At 70.8% G+C, this 26,703-nt stretch carries 21 protein-coding genes and 7 pseudogenes; 14 read left to right on the forward strand and 14 right to left on the reverse strand.

The features are described 5' to 3' along the window. Positions 1-77 precede the first annotated feature (77 nt). The 5 genes and pseudogenes from F3T56_RS47535 to F3T56_RS46060 all read right to left on the reverse strand — a co-directional run bounded on the left by F3T56_RS47535 (position 78) and on the right by F3T56_RS46060 (position 3,962). Complete coding sequence (locus F3T56_RS47535; protein ID WP_246203477.1) at positions 78-710, reverse strand: S26 family signal peptidase; 633 nt, start codon at positions 708-710, stop codon at positions 78-80. After that, positions 707-2,602 (reverse strand): ABC transporter ATP-binding protein, encoded by a 1,896-nt coding sequence (locus F3T56_RS07700; RefSeq protein WP_246203478.1) that lies wholly within the window; start codon positions 2,600-2,602, stop codon positions 707-709. The genes F3T56_RS47535 and F3T56_RS07700 overlap by 4 nt, the downstream gene beginning before the upstream one ends. Beyond that, positions 2,599-3,150, reverse strand: a complete 552-nt coding sequence (locus F3T56_RS46055; RefSeq protein WP_246203479.1) for a thioredoxin domain-containing protein — start codon at positions 3,148-3,150, stop codon at positions 2,599-2,601. The genes F3T56_RS07700 and F3T56_RS46055 overlap by 4 nt, the downstream gene beginning before the upstream one ends. Before the next feature lie 160 nt (positions 3,151-3,310). Continuing rightward, positions 3,311-3,700: pseudogene (locus F3T56_RS50020) on the reverse strand (MauE/DoxX family redox-associated membrane protein); the annotation flags it as partial. Positions 3,701-3,794: 94 nt separating this feature from the next. Beyond that, the gene (locus F3T56_RS46060) at positions 3,795-3,962 is read right to left on the reverse strand and encodes a hypothetical protein (protein ID WP_172638847.1); all 168 of its coding nucleotides are present in this window, start codon (positions 3,960-3,962) and stop codon (positions 3,795-3,797) included. A 455-nt stretch (positions 3,963-4,417) separates the two neighbouring features. On the opposite strand from F3T56_RS46060, the gene F3T56_RS07710 reads away from it, so the two are divergent. Continuing rightward, entirely contained in the window at positions 4,418-5,662 is a 1,245-nt protein-coding gene (locus tag F3T56_RS07710) for an AraC-like ligand-binding domain-containing protein (protein ID WP_246203480.1), read from the forward strand. A 38-nt stretch (positions 5,663-5,700) separates the two neighbouring features. Here the strand turns inward: F3T56_RS07710 and F3T56_RS07715 are convergent. Further along, positions 5,701-6,353, reverse strand: a pseudogene (locus tag F3T56_RS07715) (IS6 family transposase). A 47-nt stretch (positions 6,354-6,400) separates the two neighbouring features. After that, positions 6,401-6,643, reverse strand: a pseudogene (locus F3T56_RS07720) (CoA-binding protein); the annotation flags it as partial. A gap of 185 nt (positions 6,644-6,828) precedes the next feature. Here F3T56_RS07720 and F3T56_RS07725 point away from each other — a divergent pair. The 3 genes from F3T56_RS07725 (at position 6,829) to F3T56_RS07735 (ending at position 8,773) form a co-directional block, all read left to right on the forward strand. Next, positions 6,829-7,521 (forward strand): hypothetical protein, encoded by a 693-nt coding sequence (locus F3T56_RS07725; RefSeq protein WP_149823952.1) that lies wholly within the window; start codon positions 6,829-6,831, stop codon positions 7,519-7,521. Beyond that, complete coding sequence (locus tag F3T56_RS07730) at positions 7,518-8,078, forward strand: SixA phosphatase family protein (RefSeq protein ID WP_149823953.1); 561 nt, start codon at positions 7,518-7,520, stop codon at positions 8,076-8,078. Before F3T56_RS07725 ends, F3T56_RS07730 begins: the two co-directional genes overlap by 4 nt. 68 nt (positions 8,079-8,146) lie before the next feature. Next, positions 8,147-8,773 (forward strand): YigZ family protein, encoded by a 627-nt coding sequence (locus F3T56_RS07735; RefSeq protein WP_149823954.1) that lies wholly within the window; start codon positions 8,147-8,149, stop codon positions 8,771-8,773. A 43-nt stretch (positions 8,774-8,816) separates the two neighbouring features. Here the strand turns inward: F3T56_RS07735 and F3T56_RS07740 are convergent. The 4 genes and pseudogenes from F3T56_RS07740 to F3T56_RS47540 form a co-directional block, all read right to left on the reverse strand. After that, positions 8,817-9,262: pseudogene (locus F3T56_RS07740) on the reverse strand (PucR family transcriptional regulator); the annotation flags it as partial. Next, entirely contained in the window at positions 9,259-13,332 is a 4,074-nt protein-coding gene (locus tag F3T56_RS07745) for a hypothetical protein (RefSeq protein WP_149823955.1), read from the reverse strand. The gene F3T56_RS07745 and the pseudogene F3T56_RS07740, both read right to left, overlap by 4 nt. Positions 13,333-13,384: 52 nt before the next feature. Further along, positions 13,385-14,023 (reverse strand): HAD family hydrolase, encoded by a 639-nt coding sequence (locus F3T56_RS07750; RefSeq protein WP_149823956.1) that lies wholly within the window; start codon positions 14,021-14,023, stop codon positions 13,385-13,387. A 31-nt stretch (positions 14,024-14,054) separates the two neighbouring features. Then, positions 14,055-14,271 (reverse strand): annotated as a pseudogene (locus F3T56_RS47540) (MFS transporter); the annotation flags it as partial. Positions 14,272-14,443: 172 nt separating this feature from the next. Here F3T56_RS47540 and F3T56_RS46065 point away from each other — a divergent pair. The 7 genes and pseudogenes from F3T56_RS46065 to F3T56_RS07785 all read left to right on the forward strand — a co-directional run. Continuing rightward, complete coding sequence (locus tag F3T56_RS46065) at positions 14,444-14,584, forward strand: hypothetical protein (RefSeq protein ID WP_172638848.1); 141 nt, start codon at positions 14,444-14,446, stop codon at positions 14,582-14,584. Then, complete coding sequence (gene kdpF, locus F3T56_RS07760; RefSeq protein WP_149823957.1) at positions 14,581-14,670, forward strand: K(+)-transporting ATPase subunit F; 90 nt, start codon at positions 14,581-14,583, stop codon at positions 14,668-14,670. The genes F3T56_RS46065 and kdpF overlap by 4 nt, the downstream gene beginning before the upstream one ends. A 9-nt stretch (positions 14,671-14,679) precedes the next feature. Then, the gene (kdpA, locus tag F3T56_RS07765) at positions 14,680-16,341 is read left to right on the forward strand and encodes a potassium-transporting ATPase subunit KdpA (RefSeq protein ID WP_149823958.1); all 1,662 of its coding nucleotides are present in this window, start codon (positions 14,680-14,682) and stop codon (positions 16,339-16,341) included. Beyond that, positions 16,341-18,494 carry a potassium-transporting ATPase subunit KdpB gene (kdpB, locus tag F3T56_RS07770; protein ID WP_425473549.1) on the forward strand — a complete coding sequence of 718 codons (2,154 nt, stop codon included), beginning with the start codon at positions 16,341-16,343 and terminating at the stop codon, positions 18,492-18,494. Before kdpA ends, kdpB begins: the two co-directional genes overlap by 1 nt. 5 nt (positions 18,495-18,499) lie before the next feature. After that, positions 18,500-19,114 carry a potassium-transporting ATPase subunit KdpC gene (gene kdpC / locus F3T56_RS07775; protein WP_149823959.1) on the forward strand — a complete coding sequence of 205 codons (615 nt, stop codon included), beginning with the start codon at positions 18,500-18,502 and terminating at the stop codon, positions 19,112-19,114. A 122-nt stretch (positions 19,115-19,236) separates the two neighbouring features. Further along, positions 19,237-19,920, forward strand: coding sequence for a response regulator (locus F3T56_RS07780; protein WP_149823960.1), 684 nt, complete (start codon positions 19,237-19,239; stop codon positions 19,918-19,920). Between the two features lie 2 nt (positions 19,921-19,922). Beyond that, a pseudogene (locus tag F3T56_RS07785) lies at positions 19,923-20,522 on the forward strand (histidine kinase); the annotation flags it as partial. Between the two features lie 60 nt (positions 20,523-20,582). Here the strand turns inward: F3T56_RS07785 and F3T56_RS47545 are convergent. Continuing rightward, positions 20,583-20,690 (reverse strand): annotated as a pseudogene (locus tag F3T56_RS47545) (TrkA family potassium uptake protein); the annotation flags it as partial. Between the two features lie 124 nt (positions 20,691-20,814). Next, complete coding sequence (locus F3T56_RS47550) at positions 20,815-21,141, reverse strand: potassium transporter TrkG (protein ID WP_246203481.1); 327 nt, start codon at positions 21,139-21,141, stop codon at positions 20,815-20,817. A 179-nt stretch (positions 21,142-21,320) separates the two neighbouring features. Between F3T56_RS47550 and F3T56_RS47555 the strand changes: the two genes are divergently transcribed. The 3 genes from F3T56_RS47555 (at position 21,321) to F3T56_RS07805 (ending at position 26,126) form a co-directional block, all read left to right on the forward strand. Continuing rightward, positions 21,321-21,557, forward strand: coding sequence for a hypothetical protein (locus F3T56_RS47555; protein ID WP_246203482.1), 237 nt, complete (start codon positions 21,321-21,323; stop codon positions 21,555-21,557). 336 nt (positions 21,558-21,893) lie between these two features. Further along, a complete protein-coding gene (locus F3T56_RS07800) occupies positions 21,894-23,057 on the forward strand; it encodes an exonuclease SbcCD subunit D (protein ID WP_149823961.1) in 1,164 nt (387 codons plus the stop codon). A gap of 78 nt (positions 23,058-23,135) precedes the next feature. Further along, entirely contained in the window at positions 23,136-26,126 is a 2,991-nt protein-coding gene (locus F3T56_RS07805) for an AAA family ATPase (RefSeq protein WP_149823962.1), read from the forward strand. On the opposite strand, the gene F3T56_RS07810 is transcribed toward F3T56_RS07805, so the two are convergent. Beyond that, positions 26,120-26,575 carry an Lrp/AsnC family transcriptional regulator gene (locus tag F3T56_RS07810; protein ID WP_149823963.1) on the reverse strand — a complete coding sequence of 152 codons (456 nt, stop codon included), beginning with the start codon at positions 26,573-26,575 and terminating at the stop codon, positions 26,120-26,122. The genes F3T56_RS07805 and F3T56_RS07810 overlap by 7 nt on opposite strands. Positions 26,576-26,703: the final 128 nt, after the last annotated feature.

Below are 26,703 nucleotides of genomic sequence, written 5' to 3' on the forward strand. Positions count from 1 at the left end.
GGCTTCACAGCGGGCACCGGCCTGACCCTCGACGCCCCAGCCTCACCTTGACGAGCCGAAGTCAGTAAACGTCAAGCTTAGGGACGCCGGGGGGCGGGCAGCGGACGGACGACGACGCCGAGGATCCGGTTGTGGGGGAAGAAACCGAGAGTACGCGAGTCCACGCTGACGGCCGTGTTGTCCCCGAACAGCACCAGTGCACCCTCGGGCACACGACTCCCGGCCAGCTCGGCCAGTGCCGGGCCCGCCTCTGGCGGCACCGGGTCGCCCGGGACGGCGGCGACGCGTTTGATCAGCCAGGCACGGTCCGCAACCGCTACAGCGCCGGCGACCGCGGACAGCGGGCGGCGCTGCCCCGCGTACCGTCCCGCCCCCTGCTCCACGACCACGACCTGGCCCCTGCGGAGCGTGGGGGACCGCCGCACCAGGACTCGGTCCCCGTCGCGGTACGCCGGTTCCATGCTGGGTCCGCACACCGTCACCACCGCCCACGTCCGGGAGAGCCACAGAACGAAGGTCGTTCCCCCGATTCCGGTAAGGGCGGCGCACCCTGCCGCTGTGGCCCAGTCGGCGTGCGCGCGCAGGGAGGTGGTCAGCGACGCCCCGCTCAGGAGGGCCAGGGCAAGCACCTGGGCCCGGCGGGTGCGCCTTGCCCGGCGTATCCGCGCTCGGTGTGCCCGCAGCCACGGGGCAAGGTCGCTCCGGCTCATGGGGTCCCTCCCCGCACCGAGTGGTCGACGGGGAGCCCTTCCTGATAGCCGGCGGCCTGCAGGGAGAACAGGCGCTGGTAGTCGCCACGGGCCGCCAGCAGCGAGTCGTGGGTGCCTTGCTCGGTGACGCGTCCCTCTGACAGCACCACGATGCGATCGGCATCCCGCACCGCGCTGAGGCGGTGGGAGATCAGCAAGCTGGTACGGCCGGTCCGATGCGTCCGGATCGCCGTGTGGATCTCGTGTTCGGCCCGGGCGTCAAGACCGGCGGAGGGCTCGTCCAGGATGAGGAGGTCTCGCCGGTCGCGCAGGAACGCGCGGGCGAGGGCCACCCGTTGGGCCTGCCCGCCCGACAGGACGACGCCCGTGGACGGGTCGTTCTTGTCCGACTCCAGGAAGAACGAGCGGGACAACAGTGTGTCGTAGCCGTGCGGCAGGTTCCGCAGGATGTCGTCCACACCCGCGCGGCCGGCAGCGGTACGAATGCGTTCCCGGTCGCCCAACGCGGACAGGTCGCCCAGGGCGATGCTCTCGGCGGCGGTGAGGTCGTACGACATGAAGTCCTGGAAGACCGCACCGACCCGACAGCGCAGTTCCTCCGGTCGTACCTCCTTGATGTCGACTCCGTCCCACAGGATCACTCCCCGGTGGGGGTCGTAGAACCGGCACAGGAGTTTGACGAGCGTCGACTTGCCCGCACCGTTGAGGCCGACCAGGGCGATGCACGCCCCCTGCGGGATGAACAGGCTGACGCCACGCAGGACCCAGGCGTGCTCAGGCGAGTAGCGGAACCACACGTCGCGGAGTTCGATGCCGCGCCGGAGCCCGGGCAGCCGCTCCGGCGTGGCACTCACCGGCAGTTCGGGTCCCGTAGTGACCACCGCGACGTAGTGGCCCAGGAGCGTCAGTGCGTGATGGGTACGGGCCACGTCGGCAGCGATGGCGGCCAGACAGCCCTGAACACCGGCGGCGGCGGCCGTGAAGACCATGACGTCCCCGACGGAGAGCCGGCCCTCGTGCGCCGCCTGGATCGACCACAGCAACCCGCCGCCCGTCGCCAGCGCCGACAATGTGCCCAGTCCGGTCTGGACCCACAGCCCGCGCTGGTCGACGGCCCGTTTCGCCGCGTCGACGGACCGCCGTTCCGCGATCATGCGGTCGCGCAGGAAGTTGCCGATCCCGAACAGTCGCACCTCTTTGGCCGCCTGGACGCTGGAGAGGAGATTGCCGTAGAAGAACTCACGCCGTTCGGCGGGGCTCATCTGCCGAACCGCCCGGGCGCGCCTGCGCGAGAGACTGATCTCAGCGGCCAGGGCCGGCGCGCTGAACAGCACGATGAACACGCTCATCCAAGGGCTGAGCAGCCACAGCGAGACGAGGAAGCCTGAGATGGTCGTTCCGGAACGCAGGACGCCTAGGATTCCGTCCACAGCCTGTCCTGGGTTACTGCCACCGCCCTGCCGCGCCAGCCTCAGCTCGTCGAGGAACCGAGGGTTCTCGAAGCGGCCCAGCCCGATGAACCCGTTGACGGCGTCGAACAGCCGGCGCTGCGCCAACAGCCCCACGCAGCGGTCCATCTCCGCCTTGCAGAACTGACTCAGCTGCGGGATGAGCCGCCCGAGGACGCCGACGGCGGCGAGCGCCGCGCTCGTCGCGATCAGTTCGCGCCCGGCATGTCCCTCGACCAGCCCGTCCAGAAGGCGCTTGGTCAGCCACGCGGCGGCCACCGGCACCGCCCCCATCACCAGCGCGAGAGCCGCGTGAACGGCCAGCACGAGCGGGCAGGCGCGCCCGGCCAGCGCGCCCGCTGTCGCCAGCCGCCGCAGGATCGAAAGCCTGCCGCCTGCCGTCCGGGCCGTGCACCGGCTCTCCGCCGCGGCGTCCTCCGTCACCGTATCGTCGCCGTGGGCGCCAGTTCGGCGGCCAGCTGGTTCTCCGCGACCACCACCGCCTCGCTCCGTCGCGCCACCCGCAGGATGGTGGGGAATGCCCTGACCTGAAAGGCGTTGCTCAGCGGGCCGTCGGGCGTCTCGACGACGACCTGCGCCACCTCGCCGAGCATGTCCGCGAAGAGGCCCCCGTCCCCGGCCGCGTCGACCACCACGGCGAGCAACTGGTCCGGGCCACCCGGCACGCCACGCGCGAACTCCGCGAAAGCGGGGACCTTTTCCCGGCACGGACGGCAGTCCGGGGCGAAGAACGCCACCACGGCCCCGTCGGGGAGTCGCGCCGTGCTGATCTCGGCACCGCCCTCCGTGACGGCTCTGGCCTCGCCCACGTGCTCGCCCACAGCGATCACGGGCAGCTCACGCTCGCCCATGGCGCCCTGGGCCAGCAGGTCGGTGTGCTCCCGCAGCCTCCTGATGACGCCGAGCAGCAGCACGAGATTCAACGCGCCGAGCGTTCCTGCGAACGCCACGGCCGCGATCAGGTAGGTCATGGTTTCCTTTCCGTGGTTCCTCGAACAGGCTCGTACCGAAGAGGGCCAGCACGTCGTCGAGGGCCGCGACGAGCAGTGCCGCCACGAACCCAGCTGCCACCGCCGTCACCGCTCCCTGGATCTGCGCCCGGCCGGAGGCCGACGTCCCGGCTATTGCGATGAGCGCCACGCAGACCAGCGCCGTGTTCCGCGCCACGTGCCGCCACCCCAACGGAGCCGAGGAGGGGCCGAAACATCGACACGGGACCCTCACCCCCCGGCGCAGGGCCGGCACGATCGCGACGGTGAAGAAGCAGAGGAGGCCTGCCGCCGCGGCCGGGCCCAGAGTGACAGTGCCCGGGACGGGAACCAGCAGCAGTGCGCACACCAGCGCCTCGGCAGCCACGACAGCGGCCGCCACCAAGCGCGCTCGATCCACCCGTGTCGCCGTCATCGACCGTACCGAGGCCACGAACGCCGCGAAGGCGGCCGCTCCCCGCACCTTGCTGACGACCGAGAGCAGGAAGACTCCGCCGAGGAGGCAACGTGCTCCGATCGCGACGTACAGCATGCTCGCCACTCCTTCCACCGCGGGGAACGGTCCTTGGTGCCGACGTACGTCCGGGCGGCGCCCGGGGCGCCGCCCGGCGCGGATCAGGCCGCCGTCAGCCGCACGGGCTCTCCGAACGGTCGCAGCCGTACCCGTCGCAGCACTCGTGCCAGTAGCCCGCTATGCACGCGTACCAGCAGCCCTGCGCCGAGGCCGAAGCCTCGGCCTTGGGGGCCAGCCGCTCCAGCAGGGCGGCGCCCAGGTTTTCGAGCTTCCTGTACATCTACGACTCCTTGTCCATGAGTGGTCAGTACTCCGGCCAACGCCTCGGTTCGCCTGGCGGTTTGCTGCGTCCCAGGCACGAACCAAGTCCCACGCAGGCCGGTTCGTGATGCGCTAACGAGGATGTCGAGACAGGAAGCGAAAGTGATTGACCATCCCTGCAGGGGGGTTGTCGGTTTCCGCACGCGACCGGTGAGCGGGTCGTCGTAGTGCGTGACCGGGCGAGGCGGCGAGGGCCCGGCGGCGGATGAGCCGGCTTCCGGTCGTCCAATCCTGTCCGGCCATCCGCCGGACAGCCTCCTGACCAGCCCGGACAAAACCCAGATGTCCGGGACAGAGACAAACCCTTGCTGCCGGGATCCCGCACCGCAAGCATCCGACGTGAACACCAGCCGGCCGCGGCAACAAGGCGCCCGTCGGCGAAGCACTGACTTCTCGGACCGTATGCCACATGTGATGAGCCGCCCCACCGCGCCCCTTGGGCTGCTCATCGACGGGGCGCGGTCAAACGGAGGCGCGGGGCAGTCCGATGAGCAGCAGGGACAACCGGGAGACATGGGGGCGGACATGCGGGTGACCGAGTTCAGCACGGAGGTCGTTCCGGCGCCGGAGCGGTTCGCGCTGTGGGAGGACACCACAGCGCGGTCGCACATGCGCAACCGACTGCACAGCAAGGAGCAGGACGACTTCCGAGCCAGGATGCGTGTCGTGGACCTGGGGGAGTTACAGGTGTCCGCACTGGCGTACCCGCACCTAGGGGTCGTGCGCACAGCGAAGATGATCCGGCAGTCCGACCCGGAGGTGTACCAGATCAACTACTTCCTCAACGGGGAAGCAACTCTCTCCACGGCCGGGGGTGACACGGCGTTGCAGGGCGGTGACCTGGTGGTGATGGACAGCAGCCGCCCCTACCGCGGCGATGTCCACCGCCATCCGGGCAGTTGGTCGCATGTGACCGTGCAGTGTCCCCGCAGGCTGCTGCCACTGCCGGAGAAGACGGTGCAGAGCCTGCTCGCCGTCCCGATCAGCGGGCGTTACGGCATGGGCCGGGTGCTCGCCCGCTGGCTAACCGACCTCACCGCACACGCCGCCGAGCACACCCCAGCTGACAGTCCAACCCTGGCCTCGGTCACCGTGGACCTCCTCGCTTCCCTCCTTGCCCGCCACCTGGAAGCCGAGGCGGCGATGGACCCCCAGGCCCGTCGGCGAGCCCTGCAGTTACGCATCCGGGACTTCATCCAGCAGCACCTCGCCGACCCGCGCCTCAGTCCTGAGACCGTCGCGGCCGCCCACGGCATCTCGACCCGCCAGCTGTACGCGCTCTTCCGCGACCAGGGCGTCAGCATTGCCGCATGGATCCGTGAGCGCCGCCTGGAGCGCTGCCGCCGTGACCTCACCGACTCCTCCAAGCTCTCCCGCCCCATCCAGGCCATTGCCGCCCGCTGGGGCTTTCCCGACCCGGCCCACTTCAGCCGCACTTTCCGCGCCGCCTATGGCATGTCACCCCGCGACTACCGGCATTCAGTTGTATCGCGGGACCGTGTGCAGCGCTGGTCGACGACTGCACAGGGACAGTCAGGGACAACCACCGCCACTTCCCCCGAGGGGCTTGCCCCGCCGGACATGCGGATCCGGGACCAAGGACCCACTGTGCTGTTCGGGGACGTCGGTGACGGGCGACACTCCGTGCTCTGTCCTTGAACGGGGCGAGGGCCTTCTGGGTCCGGTGTGGATTGCTGTCAGATGGTTGCGGCCAGGAGGGTGGTGCCGGTGATCTGGTGCCAGATGGTGTGGCGGTTGGTCATTTCGGTGCGGTAGGCGGAGGCGGTGAACCGGTGGCGGCGGGGCCGGAAGTGCGGTGAGATCCGGGAGAAGGAGGTGAGTTCTCGGCGCGATTGTTCAAGTACTTCGAGGAGCGGTGCTCGACGGAGGGCATGACCTGGCGGTGGGCGGCCCTGTAACTGCGGAGCTTGTCCGTGACCACCGCCCGCGGCACCGTCTCGGTGCCCTTGAGGAGCTTGCGGAAGAAGCGCTTCGCCGCCTTCGCATCGCGGGTGTTGGTCACGAGGATGTCCAGGACGTTGCCGTCCTGGTCCACCGCGCGCCACAGGTACCGCATCCGCCCGTTGACCTTGAGGAATACCTCGTCCAGGTGCCACCGGTCGCCCGGGCGGGGCTGCCGGCGGCGCAGCCCGGCGGCGTAGACGGGCCCGAACCGCTCGCACCACAGACGGACGGCCTCGTAGGAGACGGTGATCCCGCGCTCGAAGAGGAGCTCCTCCACGTCACGCAAGGAGAGCGGAAACCGGTGGTACAGCCAGACCGCATACGCGATCACCTCCGGCGGGAACCGGAACCCCCAGTACGACGGTGCAGCGGTGTCCACCAGCAGGCCCCTCCCACGACGATCCCACCAAGATCATCACACCTCCCTCCTCAACTTGATAACACCCACGACACTGTTCCCACGGGGAAGGGTATGTCGGAGAGGGAGGCGTAGCCGGGCTCGCCGTGGACGGTTGCCGCCTTGGGGTGGACCGGGACGACGCGCTTGCCGTAGCGCTGGAGGACCTCGGCGACGCCGTACGCCGCGCGGCTCCGGTTGGTGGACAGGCCGACGACGGCCCAGGTGTCGCCGAGTTCCGTCAGGATCTTGCGGATCGTGGCGGGGTCGCCGTACATACCGTCTCCTCTGTCCGTGCTGTCCGTGTGAGCGCCCGTGGTGACGGGCGGTGCCTGCGGCAACAGCGCGGGGTGTCCGGAGATTCCCGGCGTCCGCTCTCCGCTGTGACAGTGGTCAGATGCCGGGATGCCGGGATGCCGTCCTCCGTGCTGCGTTCCGGCGTCCCCGCGCCTACGCTCACCCCGTGCTGCGTATCACCGATGCCCGGACCGGCGAGCCCGTCGAGGTTCGCAGGGTGCTCACCCGCGTTCACGCCCATGTGGAACGGGGGGATACCTCCGCGCTACGGGTACTGCTGGTCGCCGACGTCCTGGCGCGCGCCTTGGAGCTGGACGGCATCCCCGTTCTTCTCGTCGCCGACCCGGGTGCCGAACTGCGGGAGCGCGCCGACCGCCTCGGCATCCGGCCGACCGAGGCGCCCGCGACGGGCGGGGGGCGCCAGGTGCTGCATGTGGGCGCCTTCGGAGAACCCGTGGGCGGCGTCGAGGCCGTGGTCGAGGTCGCGCCGGTGACCGGGGAAGCGGACGAGGGCGATACCTCGGACGGTGCCCTGCGGCTCGCCCTCCTTGCCCATGCCCGCCGGACCCCGGTACATCTTGACGCCACCGCCTTGACCGAGGCGGACGCGCTGCTCGATCAGTGGCGCAAGGCGGTGGCCGACTGGGCTAGACGGCCGTCGAAGCCGGTTCCCGAGCACGTACGACAGGCCCTGCGCGCCGCCTGGGAGGACGACCTCGACGTACCCGGCGTGCTTGACGTCCTGCGGGACGTGGAGGGGGTGGACGGTATGCCGGGCGGCGCACGGTTCGAGTCGTACGCCTACGCGGACCGGCTTCTCGGCCTTGAGCTCACCCGCGAGATCGGAGCATCGGCATGAGCGCGCGATCCGGAGGAGCCGGCCCGCTGCGCAGACTCGTCGTGCTGCGGCACGCCAAGTCCGCCTGGCCGGTGGGCGTGCCCGACCACGAGCGGCCCCTGGCGCCGCGCGGCCGCCGCGACGCCCCCGCCGCCGGCCGGGCACTCGCCGAGGCGGATTGCCTGCCCGACCTCGCCCTGTGCTCCACGGCCGTACGGGCCCGGCAGACCTGGGAGCTGGCCTCCGCGCAGTGGGGCACGCCGCCACCCGCACGGCACGATCCACGGCTGTACGCGGCGGATGTGCCGGAGTTGCTCGACGTGGTGCGCGAGGCGCCCGACCAGGTGCGCACCCTGCTGCTCGTCGGGCACAACCCCGGCCTGGAGGAGCTGGTACTGGACCTCGCCGGGGACGCTCTCGACGACGCGCTGGATGACGTACGGACGAAGTTCCCCACCTCGGCGATCGCGATCCTCGCCTGGCACGGCGACTCGTGGGCCTCGCTCGCCCCGGGCACGGCACTCCTGACGGACATGATCGTGGCCCGGGGGAAAAAGAAGGGGAAGAAGGAGGCCTGACCGGGCACCTGACCGCCCCGGACGAGGCCCGGCGCTCAGGCGTCCCGGACTGCGCATAGGGTGGCCGGATGCAGGACGAGTACCGCACCGTCGCCCGCGCCGGCGTGCACGAGACCGAGGTCAACCGCTCCCGGTTCCTGTGCGCGCTCGCCCCGGCCGCCACCGAGCAGGAGGCCCAGGACTTCGTCGCCGCCGTCCGCAAGGAGCACGCCGACGCCACGCACAACTGCTACGCGTACGTCATCGGCGCCGACGCCGCCGTCCAGAAGGCGAGCGACGACGGCGAGCCCGGCGGCACCGCGGGCGTCCCCATGCTGCAGATGCTGATGCGACGGGACATGCGGTACGTCGCCGCCGTCGTCACCCGCTACTACGGCGGCGTCAAGCTGGGCGCCGGCGGCCTCATCAGGGCGTACGGCGGTGCCGTGGGCGAGGCGCTGGACGCGCTCGGCAGCATCACGCGCCGCCGCTTCCGGCTGGCCACGGTGACCGTCGACCACCAGCGCGCCGGCAAGGTGCAGAACGACCTGCGCGCCACCGGCCGCGAGGTCCGCGACGTCCGCTACGACGAGGCCGTCACCATCGAGATCGGGCTCCCCGACGCCGACGTGGACGCCTTCCGCGCCTGGCTCGCCGACGCCACCGCGGGCACGGCGGGGTTCGAACTCGGGGGAGAGGCGTACGGGGACGCGTGAAAGCGCCCTAGGCCTGACCTAGGGGGTGTGGTGCTCGCACGACGTGCATCGGATCGGCCGGGTTGGCCCGGTCAGTTGGTGGATGCGTTCCAGCCGGTAGGTGAGCGCTCGCACGCTGAGGGCCAGCCGACGCGCCGCCTCGGCCGCCGTGCAGCCCGACTCGAAGTACGCCTCCAGTGTTCGTAGCAGGGGTTCGGCGCCGCCGCGGGCGTCGCGCAGGGGGCTCAGCACGAGGTCGGCCATGGCCTGCCGGTCGCGCGCGAGCACCGGATGGACGAGCAGGTCGGCGGCGTGCGCCACCGGCGCGTCGAGCGCCAGCCGGTCGGCGAGTTCGAGCGTGCTCAGCGCCTCCTCGTAGGAGTGGACCACCCCGCCCGCGCCGGGCTGAGGGCGCCCGATGGCCACGCGGCTGCCGTGCGTCGCCGCGTGCGCCTGCTTGGCGAAGAACGCGAGCACCTCGTCCTGGTCGCCGGGCGCGATGCAGATCAGCTCCGGCGTGCTGCCGGGCCGACTGTTGTGCCTTCCCACACCCGTGTGAACAGCATGGGCAGCGGGGCGGAGGGCACCGCAGCCAGATGTGACGTCGACCGGTGCTCCCTGGCCAGCGGCAGCAGACCGAGCTTCGACGCCTCGATCGGAAGGCGAGGCGGCTTTCGCTCCTGCCATGCCCCCGGCAGGAAGAGGGAGCGGCCCGCTCGCGGCCGGACGGCCCGCAGCACTCGGCCCGACGTGCCCAGCTCGGCCTCCGCTGCTTTGAAGCGACTGGGCTTCCACCCGGTCCACGCCTTGACATTGCGGTCTGACGGGTCCGGCAGTGCCAGCAGCATCAGGTAGAGCGACGCGGCGTCCTCGCCCAGCCCGAAGGCCTTGGCGCACTCGTCGACGAGACGAGGCACGGACCGCGCGGGGTCCTGTTCCCATCCCGGGGGCCGCTCGCCGTCGGTGACCAGGTGCTCTCCGAGCGCGGCGAAGTCGTCGCTCAGGAGCAGCCGCAGGTCCGCGAGGGCGGGCAACCCGGAGGGGCTGGGCAGCCACTGAGAGGGCAGTACGGAGTCGAGGTAGGCGTCCAGGGTGTCCAGCAGAGGATCATCGGGCCCCTTGAGCGCGGCAGGGTCCACACGCAGATGACGCATGTCGTACACCGTGTCGGCCACCTCCGTGATCGCCGGATGAGCGGTGAGTGCCTCGGTGGAAGGGGGCGGCCCCATCAGGTAGTTGCTCTGCAGTGAGAAGAGTGTGAGCGGGCCGGGGGCCGAGGCCCGTTCCTCGCACAGCCGGGATATCGCCGCGCCGACCGCGGGGCGCAGTGGGTCGCCGGCCGGGGTGCGGTAGGCGAGCCAGGCGGCGATCCGCGGCAGGGCCGGCAGCTGCGGTTCGCCCACCAGGCCGGCGCGGTGGGGAGCCAGGCAGTGCGCCCCGGCGGCGAGGCGGCCGAGGAGGGCGGGTAGCCGCAGGTGGGGCCACCAGCCCTGGGCGCCCCGGCGCCGCTGCCGCGCGAAGGCCGCCTCGCCCTGGGGCGGGAGTGTCTCCTTGATGGCGAGCGGCAGGAGCGCGGTGGGTACGGGCAGAGGGCGGCCCAGCTCCTCCAGCCACCACTCGGCGGCCCGGTCCACGTCGGGGCCTTTGGTCCACAGCTGCTCGGGATCGTCGGGAAGGAGTTTGTCGTAGAGAGTGGTGAAGAACGGGGAGCCGAGCGCGGAGGTCAGTGCGGCAACCGCCTGTTCCGCCTCCTTCTGCCGGATCTTCCAGGGCTCCAGGTCGGTGGAGTAGTGGCCGGAGAGGTAGTCGTCCTCCTCGTCCAACTGGTAGGGCGCGCAGGGGACATATGCGGTCAGCAGCACGGCGGCCTCCGCCGGGGAGAGGCCCAGCCGCTCGGCGAAGGCTCCGGCGAGCTCCGGGCGGGCCGGTGCCGGGCCGTGCTCGCGGTACAGCTCGGCGAAGCGCGCGAACCAGCCGCCGGGACGCGCCGGCTTCAGTACATGGGCACGCGTGAGCTTCACACCCGCGGAAGCCAGTGGACCGTCCTCGGGGAAGGCGCCGTCGGGGGAGTACTCCCACAGCGTCCGCCGGGGGTTTCTGCCTCCACCGGTCAGGACGAAGGCGACGGACGTGGCCGTCCGGAAGGCCTTCCCGGGTAGCGGAGCGTTGATGTCGGTACGGTCCTCGGGCACCTCGCAGTGGACGATCCGCCAGCGGCTCGGCTCACCGGTGACGAAGGGGTGCGCGGCGTACATCATCAGCGACCGGGCCGCCGAGCCGTCCGCCCTGGAGGAGACGGCGCACAGGGCGAGTGCCGCGGCGCACGCGTGGGTGCGGCGGAACCGGCCGTCGCGGGGCATGCGGTCGAACGTGGTGGTGGCCTGCGCCAGATCGCCTCCCCAGACGGCGGTTCCGTCCTTCGCGAGCTTCATCATCTGACGGCTCACCTGGTCCTCCGGCTCTTCCGGACGCGCGTCGCCGGTCGGCGCCATATCACCCTCGCCGGGGGTGAGGCGGCGGACCAGCCGCTCCAGTCCCGCACGGCAGTTGACGGCCATGACCAGGGAGCGAGCGGCCTGGCTGTGCATCGGCTCGCCCAGTTGCGGCAGCGCTTCGAGGATCGGCCCGCGATTGGGTCCCCGGACACCCTCACGCTCGACGTAGTAGGGCTGGAGCCTGGTCAGCGACTCCTCCACCTGCGCACGCGAGACGGTGTCGGGCAACTCCTCCATGAGCAGCGGCATGACGTCCACCGCCGCGAACTCCGAAGCCGCGTCCGTGTCCTTCAGCAGTAGGTCCACCGCCACGCCCACGTGTACGAGACGGCCGAGCAGCAGGACCAGCTCCTCGAAGTCGACCCCCGTGCGCAGCTTCGCCCGCTCGCGGCCGAACCAGGCGCGGATCTCCTCGTGCCCGATCGGGTTGTCGAACAGCTGAGGGATCCGCTCCCAGCCCTTGGTGTCGTGCGGCTGGTACCAGGCGTTGGTCGCCAGGTCCTTGGTGGTCATCTCCAGGTCGGCGCGCACCCGTTCCCTCAACTCGCGGGCGAAGCGCTCGTCCGCCTGCAGGTACGCCAGCTCCGGCCGACGGCTGAGCTGGATGTCGTAGAGCTGCGACGGGCCGAGGAGCTCCGGTGGGTCGGCGACCGGCGCTCCGTGCTCCAGCAGCAGGTCGATCAGGTCGAGAGGTGTCTTACCGTAGGTGCGTTGGCCGATTCGCCGATAAGGGAACTCCACGGGCACACCGTCGGCCGCCAGCTTCGGCGCGATCCTCTCGGCGATCTCGTACATGTCGGGCCAGGTGCCTTTCCTGCCGCTGTTCGCCACGACGCACGCGGACAGCCAGGCGGCAGCCTCGCCGACCGGCAGCCCCGGGACCTCGCCGGTGAGCAGCGCCAGCGCACCGGTGCGCTCCAGCAGCTCCCGCCACAGCCTGGAGCCGTCGTCGAACGGGGGAGGACGCAGGCTCAGCACCTGGCGTACGGCCTCGGGGGCGTGTGTGCCCAGCAGGTCCACGGCCGGGCCCTTGAAGCAGTCGGTCCAGAACTTGTCGTCGTACAGCGAGACACCGCCGACCGCGAACATCTCCCCCAGCAGGGTGGCCAGTTCCCCCTCGGGTTCGAGACCGGCGGCCCTGGCGAGCTTGCGCACATCGACGGCCAGCTGTGGGTACACCTCGGACGACGCCTGGAGGCGGCGGATCACCACCCTGCGGAAGCGCGAGAGGTCCGACTCGGTCGCCACTCCCTTGACAGCCAGCTCGCGCGCCCAGGCCCGCAGGGCCGTGGCGGAGAGGGCCTTGCCCTCGGCATACGTGAGGTACCGGCCCAGCAGCCACTCCTTGTCGACCTTGCGCGCCTGTACCCGCTCGGCGGTGCGGGCGCGCCCGAACCAAGCGGCGGCTGCCGGAAGCTCGCCCTGCCGCAGGGCAAGGTCGGCCATCTCGTCGAGGAGCGTGATCAGCAGCGCGGGAGCCGACTCCTCCAGGCCCTGGAGGACACTGTCGATGTCGGTCTTGTAGACGACACTCCACTGGCTCGTGCGTTCTTGCAGGAGCAGGAGCTTCTCGGTCGCCAGCTCCTCAAGGCCGGGGTGGGCGGCGATGAACCGCTCGGGGAAGGGGAGCGCTCCGTCGGAGGGGTCCGGTATGCCGGTGGAGAAGCAGCCGTCCGGCTCCCAGAGCTGCCCGCGCATCAGGTGGTCGCGGTACGGGATGAGCTGTTCGGGAAGCAGCTGGGTCAGCGTGCGGCCGTCGAACCCGGCGTACGTACGGGCCCACAGGCCGCCGTCACCCAGCTCGTCGGTGAGCTCGACGGACTCGGCCTCCAGCGCTTCCCGCCACAGCGGGTCCGCGTCGGCCAGGGCACGCGGCACGCTGACCCCGGCCGGCGCCCACTCACGCGCCTGCAGACGGCACGCCTCACGGTGCTTGCGCAGATGCGTCCGTGCCTTCAACAGGGTGACGAGCCCGGGAGCACCCGCGAGCGCGTCGGGAAACCTCTTGAGCCTGCGCCCCTGAGGATTGCGGTAGACGACCTCCAGATGATCCGTCAGTTCCGCGGTGTACCCGTCCTTTTCCACACGCCTGCCCATACGTCGGCCTTCCCCCGTGGTGCTGGTCGATGATCACACGCTACGCCGTGCCACTGACACTCCCTTCGGGAGGCAACCAGGTGTCGATGACGGCTGTCAGCTCGTCGCGGTCGGTGAAGACGTGTCCGCTCATACCGGTGGCCTGCGCGGCGCGTACGTTCTCCTCACGGTCGTCGACGAAGAGGAAGTCGGCCGGGGCGGCCCGCATGGCGACGACGCAGTGATGGAAGGCCGCTGGGGCCGGCTTCGCCACTTTGATCTTCCCGGAAAGGGCGACGTGATCCAGATTGTGCAGCCAGGGCTGCGCGGCGAGGAAGGCGTCCGCGTGGTCCGAGGGGATGTTGGACAGCAAGGCGACCTCGGCGACGTCGCGGAGGGACTGGACGTAGGCGACCATCCGGTCGTCGACGCGTGACCAACTGTCGATGTCGGTGAGGCGCAGTTCCTCGATCGTGTCGGCGTCGACGGACAGGGACAGCCGTCGCAGTACGGCGGTCCAGTACTCGGGCGCGGACTGCCGGCCCGCGTCGTAGAGCGGGCGGCAGGCCCAGTAGGCCGTGGTGAAGGCGTCGGTGGGTACGTGGCAGCGGGCGGCCATCTTTGCCAGGGCGCCCGGGCGTTGGTGGCGGGCGATGACCCCGAAGAGGTCGAACAGAACGATGTTCCGGTTGGTGGACATGGTGGTGGGCTCCTGCGGATCCGAGGGGCGTTCAGTGGTTGCATGCCGCCATCTCGCGCGTGCGGTCGGATCCCGTGCGCAGGACTCCTGCGGCCACGGCGGTGATCGTACAGAGCAGGGTCAGCAGTAAGAAGGCGTGGTTCAGGGCGACGAGTTGGGCCCGGCCGCGCTGAACAACTGCGGGACACAGCCGGACAGCCCCAGACCGAACAGCGCCAGCCTGTGAACGCGGCCCATGTCCACGGGGCATCGTCGCCGCGAAGGTGCCATACGCGGAGGCGGCTGACGGGTTGCCGACCGATCCCTGACGCTTCGGCGTCCGTGATCACCCGAGCGGTGGGCGCGGCGCGGCGTAAGAGATGCGTCAAGGCCGTCGGAGTCGCCGTAAGAGGGCCGTTAAGGGCGCTTGAATCCGGTCGGATGGCGGGTTCTCTGTACTGGTCCGATCCGTTCTCGAACCTCATCCAGGAGCTTGCGATGGCCGATGTGGCCTTCGTCGTCGTCACGATCGCGGTGTTCGCGCTGGTGGCTCTCGTCGCCAAGGGGGTGGCGAAGCTTTGACTGCCGAGAACACCATCGGTCTCGTCGTGGCCGTCGCCCTGCTGGGCTACCTCGTCCTCGCCCTCGTCTTCCCGGAGAGGTTCTGAGCCGCCGCCATGAGTTCCGTACTTGCTGACGTGCTCGTGGTGACCGCGCTGATCGGCGCGCTCGCTCTCGTGCACCGTCCCCTCGGCGACTACATGGCCGCCGTCTTCCAGTCCGAGAAGCACCTGCGGGCCGAGAAGTGGATCTACCGCTCCGTGGGCGCCAACCCGGACGCGGAGATGCGCTGGCCCGCCTACCTGCGCGGAGTGCTGGTCTTCTCCGCGGTGAGCGTGCTGTTCCTGTACCTGCTGCAGCGGATCCAGGGCAAGTTCCCGCTGTCGCTCGGCTTCAAGCCGATCACCCCGGACCAGGCGTTCAACACGGCCGCCTCCTTCGTGTCCAACACGAACTGGCAGTCGTACTCCGGCGAGGTGGCGATGAGCCACGTCACCCAGACCATGGGCCTGGCCGTGCAGAACTTCGTCTCCGCGGCCGTCGGTATCGCCGTCGCGGTGGCGCTGGTACGCGGATTCGCGCGATCCCGCACCGGTGATCTCGGCAACTTCTGGGCGGACCTGGTGCGCTGCGTCATCCGCATCCTGGTCCCGATCTCGGTGGTCGCCGCCGTGATCCTCATCGCCTGCGGTGCCGTCCAGAACTTCGGCGACATCCACACCATCACCACCCTGACAGGCGACAAGCAGGCCATCAGCCCGGGCGCGGTCGCCTCCCAGGAGGCCATCAAGGACGTGGGCACGAACGGCGGCGGCTTCTTCAACGCCAACAGCGCCCACCCGTTCGAGAACCCCAACGGTTTCACCAACTGGCTGGAGATCTTCCTGCTGCTGGTCATCCCGTTCTCGCTGCCGCGCACCTTCGGCAGGATGGTCGGCAACGTCAAGCAGGGCTACGCGATCGTCGGCGCGATGGCGACCATCTGGTTCCTCGGCGTGATCGCCGTGACCTGGATCGAGTATGCCCACCCGGGCACCGCCTCCCAGCTCGCCGGCGGCGCCATGGAGGGCAAGGAGCAGCGCTTCGGCGAGGGCAACTCCTCGCTGTTCGCGGTCTCCACGACCATGACCTCGACCGGGTCCGTGAACTCCTTCCACGACTCCTTCAGCGGCCTTTCCGGAGGCGTGCTGCTGCTCGGCATGATGCTGGGCGAGATCGCGCCCGGCGGCGTGGGCTCCGGCCTGTACGGCATGTTGATCATGGCGATCATCGCGGTGTTCATCGCGGGGCTCATGGTCGGCCGTACGCCCGAGTACCTGGGCAAGAAGATCGGCACCCGTGAGATCAAGCTGGCCGCCTGCTACATCCTCATCACCCCGACGCTCATGCTGATCGGCACGGCGCTGGCGATGGCGCTGGGCAAGGGCGAGTCGTCGATGACGAACATCGGCGCGCACGGCTTCTCCGAGGTGCTCTACGCCTACACCTCGGCCAGCAACAACAACGGCTCGGCCTTCGCGGGCTTCGCGGCGAACACCGAGTACCACAACACGATGCTGGGCCTGTGCATGGTGCTGGGCCGCTTCCTGCCGATGGTGTTCGTGCTGGCGCTGGCCGGGTCGCTCGCCGAGCAGAAGCCGGTCCCGCCCACGGCAGGAACCCTGCGCACCGAGAAGCCGCTGTTCACCGGCCTGTTGGTGGGCGCGATCCTGATCATCACCGGTCTGACGTTCTTCCCGGCCCTTGCCCTGGGCCCGTTGGCCGAGGGGTTGGCGTGATGACGACCAACACGCAGAAGACCGACGCAAAGAAGACCGATGTAAAGAAGCAGGACTCCATGCCCACTCCCACCCTTGCGCCCCACCAGGACGCGCCCACCGGGCACAAGCCCGACGGGCGGGTCGGCGGAGGGCTGTTCGACCCCAAGCAGCTCGTCAAGTCGCTGCCGGACGCCCTCCGCAAGCTCGACCCGCGGGTGATGATCAAGTCGCCCGTGATGTTCGTGGTCCTCGTCGGCTCAGTCCTGACGACGGTCTTCTCCTTCAAGGACCCGGGCGACTGGTTCGGCTGGACCGTCAGCGCCTGGCTGTGGCTGACCGTGATCTTCGCCAACCTGGCGGAGGCCGTCGCCGAGGGCCGCGGCAAGGCGCAGGCCGACACCCTGCGCAAGGCCAAGACCGACACGGTCGCGCGCCGGCTGCGGGGGGACGGCTCCGAGGAGCAGGTTCCGGGCACCGACCTCAAGATCGGCGACCTGGTCGTCTGCGAGGCCGGCGACATCATCCCGGGGGACGGCGACGTCATCGAGGGCGTGGCCTCCGTCGACGAGTCGGCGATCACGGGTGAGTCGGCTCCGGTCATCCGGGAGTCCGGCGGCGACCGCTCGGCTGTCACCGGCGGTACGAAGGTCCTCTCCGACCGCATCGTCATCAAGATCACGACGAAGCCCGGTGAGACCTTCATCGACCGGATGATCAACCTGGTCGAGGGTGCCGCGCGGCAGAAGACGCCGAACGAGATCGCCCTGAACATCCTGCTGGCGTCGCTGACGATCGTCTTCCTGCTGGCGGTGGCGACGCTGCCGCCGTTCGCGGACTACGCGGGCAGCCACCTGTCGCTGGTCGTGCTGGTGGCCCTGCTGGTCTGCCTCATCCCCACCACGATCGGTGCCCTGCTGTCCGCGATCGGCATCGCCGGTATGGACCGCCTGGTGCAGCGCAACGTACTCGCCATGTCCGGCCGCGCGGTCGAGGCCGCCGGTGACGTCTCCACGCTGCTGCTCGACAAGACCGGCACCATCACGCTCGGCAACCGCCAGGCCGCCGAGTTCGTGCCGGTGAGCGGGACGACGGAGGCCGAGGTGGCCGACACCGCCCAGCTGTCGTCGCTGGCCGACGAGACGCCCGAGGGCCGCTCCATCGTCGTACTCGCGAAGGAGAAGTACGGGCTGCGCGAGCGCCACCAGGGCGAGCTGGCGCACGCGGAGTGGATCGAGTTCACCGCGCAGACCCGTATGTCGGGTGTGGACGTGGACGGCAGGAAGGTCCGCAAGGGTGCCACGGCCTCCGTTCTCGCCTGGGTGCGGGAGGAGGGTGGCACCGTCGCCGACGACGCGGACACGATCGCCGACCGCATCTCCGAGGCGGGCGGCACGCCGCTGCTGGTCGCGGTCAGGGACGACCGGGGCGCCCGCGTCCTGGGTGTCATCCACCTGAAGGACGTCGTCAAGGAGGGCATGCGGGAGAGGTTCGAGGAACTGCGCCGCATGGGCATCAAGACGATCATGATCACGGGTGACAACCCGCTGACCGCGAAGGCGATCGCCGAGGAGGCGGGCGTCGACGACTTCCTCGCGGAGGCCACTCCCGAGGACAAGATGGCCCTCATCAAGCGGGAGCAGGCCGGCGGCAAGCTGGTCGCGATGACCGGTGACGGTACGAACGACGCGCCCGCGCTCGCGCAGGCGGACGTCGGCGTGGCGATGAACACGGGTACGTCGGCCGCCAAGGAGGCCGGCAACATGGTCGACCTCGACTCCAACCCGACCAAGCTCATCGAGATCGTCGAGATCGGCAAGCAACTCCTCATCACCCGGGGCGCGTTGACGACGTTCTCCATCGCCAACGACGTCGCGAAGTACTTCGCGATCATCCCGGCGCTGTTCGCGACCGTGTACCCGGGCCTGGACAAGCTCAACATCATGGGCCTGTCCTCGCCGGACTCCGCGATCCTGTCCGCGGTCATCTTCAACGCGCTGATCATCATCGCGCTCGTACCGCTCTCGCTGAAGGGCGTGCAGTACCGGCCCGTCAGCGCGGACAAGATGCTGCGGCGCAACCTGACGATCTACGGCCTCGGCGGGCTGATCGCGCCCTTCATCGGCATCAAGATCATCGACCTGCTCATCTCGCTCATCCCCGGGATCGGCTGAAGGACATGAACACATCTCTCGCAAGCTCCGCACGCATGGTGTGGGCCTCCCTGCGCATGCTGCTCCTCCTCACCGTCGTGACCGGCATCGCCTACCCGCTGCTCGTCACCGGCATCGGCCAGGCCCTGTTCCACGACAAAGCCAACGGCTCGATGGTCGAGGTCGACGGCAAGGAGGTCGGCTCGAAGCTGATCGGCCAGAGCTGGAACATCAAGGGCACCGACAAGCCGGACCCGAAGTGGTTCCAGGGCCGCCCCTCCCACAGCGGCTACGACCCGCTGGCCACCGGCTCCAGCCAGCTGGGCGCGAGCGACCCGACCCTCGTCGAGAACGTGAGGGCGGCGAAGAAGCAGGTCGCCGAGTTCAACGGCGTACCCGAGTCCGAGGTGCCCAAGGACGCGGTCACCGGCTCGGCCTCCGCCATCGACCCGCACATCTCCCCGGAGTACGCGGACGTCCAGGTCGAGCGGGTGGCCGAGAACAACGGACTGACCGTGGCGCAGGTCCAGAAGCTGGTCGACGAGCACACCGACGGCCGCACGCTCGGCTTCATGGGCGAGCGGCACGTCAACGTCCTGGAGCTCAACATCGCGCTCAAGGAACTCGCGGCGAAGAGCTGACGGGTTGACGCGAACCGTGCGGGAGCCGACGGCCCGGGACACCTCCCGGAGCCGTCGGCTCCCACCGCCAGCCGGCCCTCACGGGCTGTTCCGCCCCCGCGCATGACAGAAGGCGCACACCGATGACCCGGGTGCTGGTCGTGGAGGACGACCCCCAACTCGTACGCGCGCTCGTCATCAACATTCAGGCCCGCCACTACGGCGTCGGCGCGGCCCCGGACGGCGCCACGGCCCTGCGCCTGGCCGCCGCCCGCCAGCCCGACGTGGTCGTCCTCGACCTGGGCCTGCCGGACATGGACGGCGTCGACGTCATCCAGGCCCTGCGCGGCTGGACCAGGGTGCCGATACTCGTGCTGTCCGCCCGGCGGGCGTCCGACGAGAAGGTCGCCGCCCTGGACGCGGGCGCCGACGACTACATCACCAAGCCGTTCAGCATGGACGAGCTGCTGGCCCGGCTGCGCGCCGCCGTCCGCCGTACGGAAGCAGTGCCGATCGAACCCGAGATGACGCTGGTCACGGCGGACGGGTTCACGATCGACCTGGCCGCGAAGAAGGTCCGGCGCGCCGGACGCGACGTCCGCCTCACCCCGACCGAGTGGCACCTGCTGGAGATCCTGGTGACCAACCCCGGTCGGCTCGTCACACAGAAACAGCTGCTCCAGGAGGTGTGGGGCGCGTCCCAGAGCAACAAGACCAACTACCTGCGGGTCTACATGGCCCAGCTGCGCCGCAAACTGGAGGCAGACCCGTCCCACCCCCGCTACCTGATCACCGAGCCCGGAATGGGCTACCGCTTCGAGGGATGAACATGGCACGCGGCAAGCTTCGGATCTATCTCGGTGCGGCACCGGGCGTCGGCAAGACGTACGCGATGCTGTCGGAGGCGCACCGGCGGGTGGAACGCGGCACCGACTGCGTGGTCGCCTTCGTCGAGCACCACAGCCGGCCGCGCACCGAGGTGATGCTGCACGGGCTGGAGGAGATACCCCGCCAGGAGTTGGAGTACCGCGGCAGCGTCTTCACGGAGACGGACGTCGACGCGGTGCTGGCCCGTCGTCCCCAGGTCGCCCTGGTCGACGAACTGGCCCACGCGAACATTCCGGGCTCGCGCAACTCCAAGCGCTGGCAGGATGTCGAGGAGCTGCTCGTGGCCGGCATCGACGTGATATCAACCGTCAACATCCAGCACCTGGAGTCGCTGGGTGACGTGGTGGAGTCGATCACCGGCATCCGCCAGCAGGAGACCGTCCCGGACGAGGTGGTGCGCCGGGCCGACCAGGTCGAGCTGGTCGACATGTCGCCGCAGGCCCTGCGACGCCGTATGGCGCACGGCAACATCTACAAGCCCGACAAGGTGGACGCGGCCCTCTCCAACTACTTCCGCCCCGGCAACCTGACCGCATTCCAGGTCGGTGCCGATGCCGACCACCACACGGGAGAACTCCCCGACGCCGAGCTGCGCCGGCGCGGCGGGGTCGGTGCAGTCCGCGGCGGCGGCGTGGGTCGGCTCGTCGCCGACCTTCTGGACGAGGCCGGCGTCGGCGTCGATGCCGAGCACGTCCCAGCCGCGTCGCATCAGTTCCGCCGCCACGGACTGTCCGAAGCGGCCGAGCCCGATGACGGCGACTCTGGAGTCGTGGGCCGGGCGGCGGTCGGCGGCGGTGCGCCGATGCCGTTGTGTACGCAGGAACTTGAGACGGTCAGCCAATGACGGGTCGCTCCTCGGGCAGGGGGTAACGGCGGTCGCGCTGCCGCAGGACGAGCGCGCTGGCGAGGGTGATGGGGCCGACGCGTCCGATGAACATCAGGACGATGAGCGTGAGTTGGCCCGCCGGAGGAAGGTCCGCGGTGATGCCGGTGGTCAGTCCGACCGTGCCGAAGGCGGAGACGGCCTCGAACAGGACCGCCTCGGCCGACTCCTCGCTGACGGCGAGCAGGACCAGCGTGCCGACCATCACGAAGCCCACGCCCAGCAGCGCCACGGTGAGGGCCTGGCGCAGGGTGGCGCCGGAGATCCGGCGGCCCATGATGTCCGCGTCGGCGCGCCCGCGGATCTCTGGCGAGGGTGGTACCGGCGATTCCCAGCAGCACCCGGCGGATACCCCCGACACCCAGACCGCGGGTTTCCGTCTCCGCCTGCGTGGTGAGCTGGGTCCGCAGTCGCAGCCGACCCGAGACGAGCAGGGCCAGCAGCGACGCGAGCGTCATGATGCCGAAGCCGCCGATCTGGATCAGCGCCAGGACCACGCCCTCGCCGAACGGTGTCCAGTGGCTGCCGGTCCCCACGATGGAAAGGCCACCGCTGAGCGCACCCGCCGAGGTGAACAAGGCGGTCAGCACGCTCGTGCCCCGGCCGGGCGCGGTGGCGGCAGGCAGCGTCAGCAGGGCCGTACCCAGTACGACGACGAAGGCGAAGCCCCACACGACACCGCGGGTGGGATGAACGGCCAGCCGGGACCACCGGGCCCGAGTCGCACCCACGGCCACCAGCCACCTCCGATGTCCCGACGCCACACTTCGGCCGTGGCCTGTCGCCTTGCACGGCCGTGGAAAGCGGCCGCCCTGGCCCCCAGCATCCCCGCCCGAACCGGTGTACGGAACGCGGCACGGCGTCAAGAAGGTGTCGGAATCCGCCGATGGGTGAGCTACCGCCCGGCTTGCGATACCGGGTCAGTGGGCGGCATGCGTTAGCGTGGCGGATGTTGACAGCGAGCCCCGTGCTGGTTCGTGCTGGTCTTGGAGGGGCAGTAGGGGTGAACGTGCGGTTCGGGGCGATTTCATGAAATTGCTGCACACGTCCGACTGGCATCTCGGCCGGGCGTTCCACCGGGTGAACATGCTCGGCGCCCAGGCCGAGTTCATCGGTCACCTCGTCACGACCGTGCGCGAGCGCGAGGTGGACGCGGTGGTCGTGTCGGGGGACGTGTACGACCGCGCGGTGCCCCCGCTGGCGGCGGTCGAGCTCTACGACGACGCCCTGCACCGCCTGGCCGAGCTGGACGTGCCCACGGTGATGATCTCCGGGAACCACGACTCGGCGCGCCGCCTCGGCGTCGGCGCGGGCCTCATCGGACGGGCCGGGATCCATCTGCGGACCGCGCCCTCGGCGGCCGGCACCCCGGTGATGCTCACCGACTCCCACGGCGATGTCGCCTTCTACGGGCTGCCGTACCTCGAACCCGCCCTGGTGAAGGACGAGTTCGGGGTGGAGAAGGCGGGCCACGAGGCGGTGCTCGCCGCCGCGATGGACCGGGTCCGCGCCGACCTCGCCACCCGCGCGGACGGCACCCGTTCCGTCGTCCTGGCCCATGCCTTCGTCACTGGCGGCGCCCCCAGCGACAGCGAGCGGGACATCTCCGCCGGCGGCGTCTCGGCCGTGCCCGCCGGTGTCTTCGACGGCGTCGACTACGTGGCACTGGGCCATCTGCACGGCAGCCAGACCATCACCGAACGCGTGCGCTACTCGGGCTCCCCACTGGCGTACTCCTTCTCGGAGGCCGACCACCGCAAGAGCATGTGGCTGGTCGACCTCGGCGCCGACGGCTCGATCGAGGCCGAGCGCGTCGACTGCCCCGTCCCGCGCCGACTCGCCCGCATCCGGGGGCGGTTGGAGGAGCTGCTCGCCGACCCCGGGCCGGCGCGCCACGAGGACGCCTGGGTCGAGGCGACCCTCACCGACCCGGTACGCCCCGCCGAGCCCATGGCCCGGCTGTGCGAGCGCTTCCCGCACACGCTCAGCCTCGTCTTCGACCCTGAGCGCGCCCCCGGCGACCCGGACGTCTCCTACGCCAGGCGCCTGGCCGGCCGCGACGACCAGCAGATCGCCGAGGACTTCGTGGCCCATGTGCGCGGCACCGGACCCGACGAGCACGAACAGACGGTGCTCCGGGACGCCTTCGACGCCGTACGGGCCGACGAGACCGTCCGGGAGGTCGCCCGATGAACGGCTCGTACTCCCTGCGTCGGTCCGGCACGGAAGAGGCCCGATGAGACTGCACCGGCTTGGCACCGAGGGGCGCCGATGAGACTGCACCGACTCGACATCACCGCGTTCGGGCCCTTCGGCGGTGCCCAGTCCGTCGACTTCGACGACCTCTCGGCCGCCGGCCTCTTCCTGCTGCACGGCCCGACCGGCGCCGGCAAGACCTCGGTCCTGGACGCCGTCTGCTTCGCGCTGTACGGCTCGGTGCCGGGTGCCCGCCAGAGCGGCCAGGGCATGATGCTGCGCAGCGACCACGCGGCGGCCGAGACGCGCACCGAGGTCCGCCTCGAACTCACCATCGCCGGACGTCGGTTGGAGATCACCCGGCAGCCGCCGTGGGAGCGTCCCAAGAAGCGGGGCGCGGGCACCACGGTCGAGAAGGCACAGACCTGGCTGCGCGAGTACGACGCCGCCACGGGAGCGTGGAAGGACCTCAGCCGCTCCCACCAGGAGATCGGCGAGGAGATCACCCAGGTCCTGGGGATGAGCCGGGAGCAGTTCTGCCAGGTGGTGCTGCTGCCGCAGGGCGACTTCGCGCGCTTCCTGCGCGCCGACGCCGAGGCGCGTGGCCGGCTCCTGGGCCGTCTCTTCGACACGCACCGCTTCGCCGCGGTCGAGAAGCGCCTCGTCGAGCGGCGCCGGGAGACCGAGGCGCGGGTGCGGGAGGGCGATACCGAGCTGCTCGCCGACGCCCACCGTATGCAGCAGGCGGCCGGGGACGCCGTGGAGCTGCCCGACCTGGCGCCGGGCGACCCGGGGCTGGCCGAAGCCGTCCTGGGCTGGGCCGCCGTCGCCCGCAGCACCGCCCGCGAGCGGCTGACGATCGCCCACTGTGCTCGCGCCGCCGCCGAGTCGGCGCAGGCCGCCGCCGAGCGCGTACTGGACGACGTACGCGAAGTGGCGCGGCTCCAGCGGCGGTTCGCCGAGGCGCGGAAGCGGGCCGGCGTGCTGGAGGAGGGCGCCGACGCCCACCAGGAGGACCGGGCACGCATGGAGCGCGCCCGCAAGGCGGCGGTCGTGGCTCCGGCGCTGGAGCTGCGGGACGAGGCCGAGACCGAGCACCGGAGTGCGAGCACGGCCGAGGGACAAGCGCGTGCCGAACTGCCGCGGACCCACGCCGACGCCGATGCCGCCGGGCTCGCGACAGCCGCCCGCAGGGCCGCGGAGGAGCTGGGCGGCCTGGACTCGGCCCGGCGTGCGGAGCGGCGGCTCGCCGAACTCGTCGCCGAGCGCGACGAGTTGGCCGACGAGGAGCGGGCCGACGAGGACGTCCTGAGGGACGCCGAGGACTGGCTCGCCGGGTGGGAGGCGACGCGTGCCGCGCTGCAGGTCCGTATCGAGGCGGCCCAGGAGGCCGCCACCCGCGCCGAGCAGCTCGCCGTACAGCGCGAGCCCGCCGAGAAGCGGCTCGGCGCCGCGCGCCAGCGCGACCAGCTCGGCCGCGACACCGACGACGCCCAGGCGCGTGTGCTCCAGCTGACCGAGCGCGCGTTGGCGGCGCGCACCCACTGGCTCGACCTCAAGGAACAGCGCCTGCAGGGCATCGCCGCCGAACTCGCCGCCGAGCTCGTCGCCGGCGAGCCGTGCGCGGTCTGCGGCGGCACGGAACACCCCGAACCGGCCCGGAAGATCGCCGGGCACGTCGACCGCGACACGGAGGAACGGGCGCTCGCCGCGTTCCAGCGGGCCGACGAGGAGCGCGGCGAGGCCGAGCGGCGACTCGGGCTCGTACAGCGGGCGTTGGCGGCCGCGAGCGCCGAGGCCGGGGACACCCCGACCGAGCAACTCGTTCTTATAGCCGAGGAGTTGGAGCAGCAGTACGGGGAGGCGCGGCAGAGTGCCTCCGGACTGCACCGCGCGCAGGAAGCCCTGCTGCACGCCGAGCGGGAGCGTGACCGGCGGACCGCCGCGCGACAGGAGGCGGCGGTCAGGGCGGCGACCCGCGACACCCGGCGGGACGCGCTGGAGCGGGAAAGAGCCACGCTGGAAGGGGAGTTGACGCAGGCGCGCGGCGATGCCGAGAGCGTGGCCGCCCGTGCCGCGCAGCTGGAGCGGCAGGCCGCACTGTTCACCGACGCCGCCGACGCCGTACGTGCCGCCGCCGACACCGCGCAGCGCCTCAAGGACGCCGACGCCCGGCTCGCCGACGCGGCCTTCCGCGCCGGGTTCGACACCCCGCGGGCGGCGGCCGCCGCGCTCCTCGACGACGCCGCCCACCGGGACCTCCAACGGCGGCTCGATGCCCGGCAGTCGGAGGAGGCGGCGGTGCGGGCCGTGCTCGCCGAGGCCGACACGGCGGCCGCCGCCCAGCAGTCGCCCGCCGACCTCGCGACCGCCGAGCGGGACGCCGAGGCCGCCGCCCGGCGGTACCGGCACGCCGTGTCCGCGTGGGACGCGGCCGAGCGGCGCGTAACCGAACTCGACCGGCTGTCCGCGCGGGCGACCGCATCCGTACGACGACTCGCGCCGCTGCGCGAGGAGTACGACCGCGTCGCCCGCATGGCCGGACTCGCGGCCGGCACCTCCGCCGACAACGAGCGCAGGATGCGCCTGGAGGCCTACGTCCTCGCCGCCCGCCTGGAACAGGTCGCCGCCGCCGCGACCGTACGGCTCCAGCGCATGTCCTCCGGCCGCTACACCCTCGTCCACTCCGACGACCGGGCCGGACGCGGCCGCAGCGGGCTCGGGCTGCACGTCGTCGACGCCTGGACCGGCCGGGAGCGGGACACGGCCACGCTCTCCGGCGGCGAGACGTTCTTCGCGTCCCTCGCGCTCGCCCTGGGCCTCGCCGACGTCGTCACCGACGAGGCGGGCGGTGTCCGTCTCGACACCCTCTTCATCGACGAGGGGTTCGGCAGCCTCGACGACCAGACCCTCGACGAGGTCCTCGACGTCCTCGACTCGCTCCGCGAACGCGACCGCAGCGTCGGAATCGTCAGCCATGTCGCTGACCTGCGACGGCGCGTCCACGCGCAGCTGGAGGTCGTGAAGGACAGGACGGGGTCGGTGCTGCGGCAGCGTGGTCAGTGACCCAGGGGCCGCCGGGGGAGCGGTGAGGAGTACACGACGCTGGTGGTGACGGACCCCAGCGCGCCGATCTTGCCCGAGACCTCCTCCAGATGGCGCATCGAACGCGCGGCGACCTTGATCACGAAGCAGTCGTCACCCGTGACATGGTGCGCCTCCAGGATCTCGGGGGTGACGGCGACGAGGTCGTGGAACGGCTTGTAGTTGCCGTTGGGGTAGCGCAGGCGGACGAACGCGAGGATCGACAGGCCGAGGCGCTCGGGGTCGACGACCGCCGTGTACCCCTGGATGACACCCGCCTCCTCCAGCCGTCGCACCCGCTCGGTCACGGCGCTCGCGGACATCGACACGGCACGGGCGAGCTCGGCGAAGCCGGCGCGGCCTTCGCGCTGGAGGACCTCCAGGAGGCGCCAGTCGGTCGCGTCGGGCACGTACGGGGGATTCGCGGTCATGTCCGATGGATAGCAGGGGAATCACCGGCCGATCAAGGTTCAGGCCGGGGAATGCCCCTTCAGGAAGAGGGTTGCCGATCGTAGATTTCTGGTCAGGGAAACAAGGAGTTCCGCGAGGGAGAGGCCAG

The organism is Streptomyces tailanensis, assembly GCF_008386495.1.
GTDB classification, from domain to species: Bacteria; Actinomycetota; Actinomycetes; order Streptomycetales; family Streptomycetaceae; genus Streptomyces; species Streptomyces tailanensis.

What these genes read in the sequence shown, in the direction of transcription:
- F3T56_RS47535 (WP_246203477.1), bottom strand. Translation starts at nt 710, where the DNA reads ATGAGCCGGAGCGACCTTGCCCCGTGGCTGCGGGCACACCGAGCGCGG.
- F3T56_RS46055 (WP_246203479.1), bottom strand. Translation starts at nt 3,150, where the DNA reads ATGACCTACCTGATCGCGGCCGTGGCGTTCGCAGGAACGCTCGGCGCG.
- F3T56_RS07805 (WP_149823962.1), top strand. Translation starts at nt 23,136, where the DNA reads ATGAGACTGCACCGACTCGACATCACCGCGTTCGGGCCCTTCGGCGGT.
- F3T56_RS07735 (WP_149823954.1), top strand. Translation starts at nt 8,147, where the DNA reads ATGCAGGACGAGTACCGCACCGTCGCCCGCGCCGGCGTGCACGAGACC.
- F3T56_RS07750 (WP_149823956.1), bottom strand. Translation starts at nt 14,023, where the DNA reads ATGTCCACCAACCGGAACATCGTTCTGTTCGACCTCTTCGGGGTCATC.
- F3T56_RS07710 (WP_246203480.1), top strand. Translation starts at nt 4,418, where the DNA reads ATGAGCCGCCCCACCGCGCCCCTTGGGCTGCTCATCGACGGGGCGCGG.
- F3T56_RS47555 (WP_246203482.1), top strand. Translation starts at nt 21,321, where the DNA reads ATGATGCCGAAGCCGCCGATCTGGATCAGCGCCAGGACCACGCCCTCG.
- kdpA (WP_149823958.1), top strand. Translation starts at nt 14,680, where the DNA reads ATGAGTTCCGTACTTGCTGACGTGCTCGTGGTGACCGCGCTGATCGGC.
- kdpB (WP_425473549.1), top strand. Translation starts at nt 16,341, where the DNA reads ATGACGACCAACACGCAGAAGACCGACGCAAAGAAGACCGATGTAAAG.
- F3T56_RS46065 (WP_172638848.1), top strand. Translation starts at nt 14,444, where the DNA reads ATGGCGGGTTCTCTGTACTGGTCCGATCCGTTCTCGAACCTCATCCAG.
- F3T56_RS07810 (WP_149823963.1), bottom strand. Translation starts at nt 26,575, where the DNA reads ATGACCGCGAATCCCCCGTACGTGCCCGACGCGACCGACTGGCGCCTC.
- F3T56_RS07780 (WP_149823960.1), top strand. Translation starts at nt 19,237, where the DNA reads ATGACCCGGGTGCTGGTCGTGGAGGACGACCCCCAACTCGTACGCGCG.
- F3T56_RS07800 (WP_149823961.1), top strand. Translation starts at nt 21,894, where the DNA reads ATGAAATTGCTGCACACGTCCGACTGGCATCTCGGCCGGGCGTTCCAC.
- F3T56_RS07730 (WP_149823953.1), top strand. Translation starts at nt 7,518, where the DNA reads ATGAGCGCGCGATCCGGAGGAGCCGGCCCGCTGCGCAGACTCGTCGTG.
- kdpC (WP_149823959.1), top strand. Translation starts at nt 18,500, where the DNA reads ATGAACACATCTCTCGCAAGCTCCGCACGCATGGTGTGGGCCTCCCTG.
- F3T56_RS47550 (WP_246203481.1), bottom strand. Translation starts at nt 21,141, where the DNA reads ATGGGCCGCCGGATCTCCGGCGCCACCCTGCGCCAGGCCCTCACCGTG.
- F3T56_RS46060 (WP_172638847.1), bottom strand. Translation starts at nt 3,962, where the DNA reads ATGTACAGGAAGCTCGAAAACCTGGGCGCCGCCCTGCTGGAGCGGCTG.